We start from the raw sequence: 447 nt of genomic DNA, 5'->3' as shown, positions 1-447 counted from the left end.
CTTTGATATATCTTTTTTATTAATTATTATACTATTATTGTCAATTTTTATTCCTTCTTGAGATTCTAAAAATTTTAATATATCTATTAAATCTTTATCTTCATTACNAATACCTATTTTCATACAGCTTTTATTTTTTTAATTGTATTTGGTCTTAGTTTTACTAATATCTTTGATCCACAATATATACATTTAACCTTTTTTAATGCAGTTTCTCCATCTATTATTCTTTTACAATTTATGCAAATATATTGGGTCATTGTATANTATAAGCTTTTCCAGCAAATTTTTTGCCACAATGTAGTGCAATATCATATTCCATAAGATAATCTTTTTACTGATACACTNTTGCAGAATGGACATTTTAATTTTTTATTTCTATATTTCTTTTCAATCTCAACAAATTNNNNCTTATACCTTTTCCATATCTAGAACCGAATCTTGAAA

The 447-nt window shown here is 22.7% G+C and carries 1 protein-coding gene; it reads right to left on the bottom strand.

Going from position 1 to position 447, the window contains the following annotated elements; all coding sequences use genetic code 11:
- Positions 1 to 119: 119 nt before the first annotated feature.
- Complete coding sequence (locus LUA84_RS03450) at positions 120 to 260, bottom strand: TFIIB-type zinc ribbon-containing protein (RefSeq protein WP_231434451.1); 141 nt, start codon at positions 258 to 260, stop codon at positions 120 to 122.
- Positions 261 to 447 lie beyond the last annotated feature (187 nt).

It is taken from the genome of Candidatus Nanopusillus massiliensis (assembly GCF_920984865.1).
This window is presented reverse-complemented; position numbering and strand designations above follow the sequence as displayed.